This is a genomic window from Myxococcus sp. CA040A (genome assembly GCF_013336725.1).
Taxonomy (GTDB): Bacteria; Myxococcota; Myxococcia; order Myxococcales; family Myxococcaceae; genus Myxococcus; species Myxococcus llanfairpwllgwyngyllgogerychwyrndrobwllllantysiliogogogochensis.
This window is the reverse complement of the sequence record NZ_JABUMR010000031.1, coordinates 1-3,822: the sequence shown is the minus strand read 5'-3', so window position 1 is coordinate 3,822 and position 3,822 is coordinate 1. Positions and strand designations below refer to the sequence as shown.

The 3,822-nt window shown below is 67.5% G+C and carries 1 protein-coding gene; it reads right to left on the bottom strand.

All coding sequences use genetic code 11. The features are described 5' to 3' along the window. The coding region (locus HUA75_RS45950) for a condensation domain-containing protein (RefSeq protein ID WP_254628131.1) at positions 1–3,822 on the bottom strand (3,822 nt) is incomplete at both ends.

The window sequence follows — 3,822 nt, the reverse complement described above, 5'->3', positions numbered from 1 at the left end:
CGGCATCAGGCGTACGCGCGGCCTGCTGAGCGAAGAGCGAAGGGATGGATGCGTCGCGCGGGTAATCACTGACAACGCCATTCCAACCCGCGAGGACCTGCTGCTTCTCCGCCAACGTGAGCAGAGGGATCAGGCCAAGCTGGGTATCGGGGGCCGCCTGAAGTCCCTCAATCAGCACCGCGTAGTGACGCGAGAGGCGCTCCATGGTCGCCGCGTCGAAGAGGTCGGTGTTGTAGTTGAAGACACCCGCGAAGCCATTGATGCCTTCTTCGAGCAGAAGGCTGATGTCGTACTTCGAGGACTCGATGCTCGGCGGCAGCGCGCCCAGCGTGATGCCGGGGAGCTTGAGTTCTCCTTCAGGAGCGTTCTGAAGGGTGAGGGTGACCTGGAAGAGCGGTGAGCGGCTCAGGTCACGCTGAGGCTGGAGTTCTTCGACAAGCTTCTCGAAGGGGACGTCCTGGTGCTCGTAGGCGGCGAGGGTGGACGTGCGCACCTGGGAGAGCAACTGACGGAAGGACTGCTTCGAGTCGAGTCGGGAGTGGAAGACGAGGGTGTTGACGAAGAAGCCGATGAGGCCCTCGGTCTCGGAGCGATTCCGGTTGGCGAGGGGCGAGCCCACGGAAACGTCGTCCTGGCCCGAGTAGCGGGAGAGCAGGAACTGGAAGGAAGCCAGCAGCACCATGAAGGGCGTGGCACCCTCGCGCTGGGCGAGCGCCTTGACCCAGTCGCTCGACTGTCTGGACAAGGCCACGGGGACGATGTCTCCCCGGTACGTCTGAACAGCGGGACGCGGCCTGTCAGTGGGAAGCTCGAGCGAAGTCGAGACGCCGGCGAGCTCCTGGCGCCACCAGTCAATCTCGGCGGAAAGGACGTCGCCCTGGAGCCACTGGCGCTGCCAGATGGCGAAGTCGGCGTACTGGATGGGCAGGGAGGCGAGCTGGGCGGGTTCTCCTCCGGCGAACTGACGGTAGAAGGCGGCGAGCTCGCGGACGATGATGGCGACAGACCATCCGTCGGAGACGATGTGGTGTGCGGTGACGAGCAGGATGTGCTCGTCGTCGCTCAATCGCACCAGGGTCGCGTGTACCAGCGGACCCCGAGACAGGTCGAATGAGTGCAGCGCCTCTTGGCGCATCCGGCGCTGGGCTTCCGCGTCCCGCTCCTGCTCCGGCAGTGCGCGGAGGTCGATGAGAGGCATCTCCAGCACGACATCCTGCTGGATGCGCTGAACGGGCTGACCCTCATGAATGGCGAAGTGCGTGCGCAGCACTTCATGGCGCAGCATCAGCGCGCGGAGGGACTGGCGCAGCGCGTTTGAATCCAGGGTTCCGGTGAGCTTGAGCGCCCACGGGATGTTGTATGCGGAGCCGCCGGGCTGGAGCTGATCGAGGAACCAGAGGCGCTGCTGGGCGAACGAAAGAGGAATGGCGCCGTCGCGCGCGCCCGGGCGCAGCAGGAGGCGCCTGGTTCCCGTGCCCTCGCCGCTTCTCGACTCAATCCGCCGGGAGAGCTGTTCGACGGTGGGGGCCTCGAAGAGGTCGCGCAGTGGGAGCTCCACTCCCAGCACGGAGTGGATGCGCGAGACGACCTGGGTGGCGAGCAGGGAGTGTCCGCCGAGCGCGAAGAAGCTGTCCGTCGCGCCCACATGCTCCACGCCCAACACCTGGGCGAACACCTGCGTGAGCTGTTCCTCGGTCCGTGAGCGCGGAGCGGTGTATCGCGAGCCGGAGTCTTTCTGAGCCGGCGCGGGGCGGGCCCTGCCGTTGAACGAGCGAAGGACCTGCTCATGCTCATCTCTCGTCAGCAGGGAGATGGAGGCGAGGCGCGCATCCGGGGCAGCCATCAGCGCCTGGAGCGCGACGCCCCAGTGATGAAGGAGACGCTCGGGGATGGAAGGCTCGAAGCGCGCGGCGTCGAAGAGCAGGCGCAGCTCCAGCGAGTCCCCAGGGATGACGTACGCCTCCAGCGGCGTGTCCGTCTGGTCCACGATGGTGAAGTCGCGGATGCCCAACGCATCCCCGGCGGAATTCACCGCGGCGTCGATGGGGAAGTTCTCGACGATGAAGAGGGACTCGAAGAGGGGCGTGCCGCGCGGCACGTCGCTCCACCCGTGCAGACGCACGAGGGACGTGTGCTCGAACTGGCGCAGCTCGAGCTGCTGGGTGTGGAGCTGCTGGAGCCAGGAGAGGGCGGTGGTGCCGTCGTCGACGAAGACACGGACGGGCACGGTGTTGATGAAGAGCCCGATGGCGCGGTCGATGCCGGAGACGTCGGCGGAACGACCGGAGGTGGTGGCACCGAAGACGATGTCCTGCTCACCGGTGTGACGTGAGAGCACCAGCGTCCACGCGGCCTGGACCAGCGCATTGAGGGTGAGGCGGTGCTGGCGGACGAAGGCCTGGAGGGTTGCTGTCGTCTGCGCGGGCAGGTGGAGCTGGAGGCGCTGACGCTGGAGCACCGAGTCCGGGCTTCGGGGAAGGGCACCAGGGAGGGGCGTGGGCGCGGTGAAGCCATGCAGCGTCTTGCGCCAGTAGAGCTCCGCGGGCTCCATCGGCTGGCGCTGGAGCCAGGTGACGTAGTCGCGGAAGGTCGTTGCCTCGCTCCGGACCCACACCAGCCCCGCGCGAATCTGCTCGTAGGTGGCGAAGAGGTCCTGGAAGAGCAGGCCCATGCTCCAGCCGTCCATCAACACATGATGCGAGGTCCCGATGGCTCGCCAGGACTGCTCACCGGTGCGGATGACCGTCAAGCGCAGCAGCGGTGGCGTGCGCAGGTCGAATCCGCGAGCGCGGTCCTCGGAGAGGAGGACCTGGAAGCGGGACTGCTGCTCTGCTTCCTCCACTCCGCGCCAGTCGAGTTCCTCCCAGGGCAGGGCAGCACCGGGGTGGACGAGCTGGAGGGGCTCCCGCGAGTCGCCCGAGTGGAAGGACGTGCGCAGCAGGGGCTGGCGCTGGATGACGGTCTCCCAGGTGCGCCGGAACGCCCCCAGGTCCACCGCGCCACTGAAGGTCCACGTCAACTGGGTGACGTAGACGCCGGAGCCCGGCGCGGCGAGGGTGTGGAAGAGCATGCCCTGCTGCAAGGGCGACAACGGATAGAGGTCCTCCACCGGCGTGCCCGCGGGGACCAGCCGGTCCGCGATGGCCTGCTTCAACCGGCTCAGGACGACGTCCGTGGACTCGTGCCACTTCGAGTCCGTCGACGTGCGCGGCGTGAGCGCGGAGTCCGGCTGCTCGGCCCATGCGTTGCCCTCGAACTTCACGACCCGCGCGAGGGCCTCCAGCGTCGGGTGCTGGAAGAGTTGCTGGGTGGTGAGCTGGAGGCCCGCGTTTCGTGCGCGGGAGACAATCTGGATGGAGAGGATGGAGTCGCCACCCAGCGCGAAGAAGTTGTCATGGCGCGTGACACGCGGCGCGCGCAGGGCCTCGGACCAGATGGCGGCGAGGACCTTCTCCTGGGGCGTCCTTGGCTCGGAGTCGTCGGGGACGGCGGATTGCTGGCTCTTGCTCAGCGGCGAGGGGAGGGCCTTGCGGTCGACCTTGCCATTGGGAGTGAGGGGAAGCGCGGGAAGGGAGACGAACAGCGAGGGCACCATGTGTTCTGGCAGGTGCCGTTGGGCGAAGTCGCGGAGGGCGGAGGCGTCGAGCGAGACGCCGGCCTGGGGGACGAGCCAGGCGACGAGACGACCGTCACCGGAGGCGTCGAGGTGGACGCCCGCGACGGCCTGGAGGACGGAGGTGTGGCGTGAGAGGACGGCTTCGACTTCGCCCAGTTCGATGCGGAAGCCGCGCAGCTTCACCTGGAAGTCGGCGCGGCCGAGGA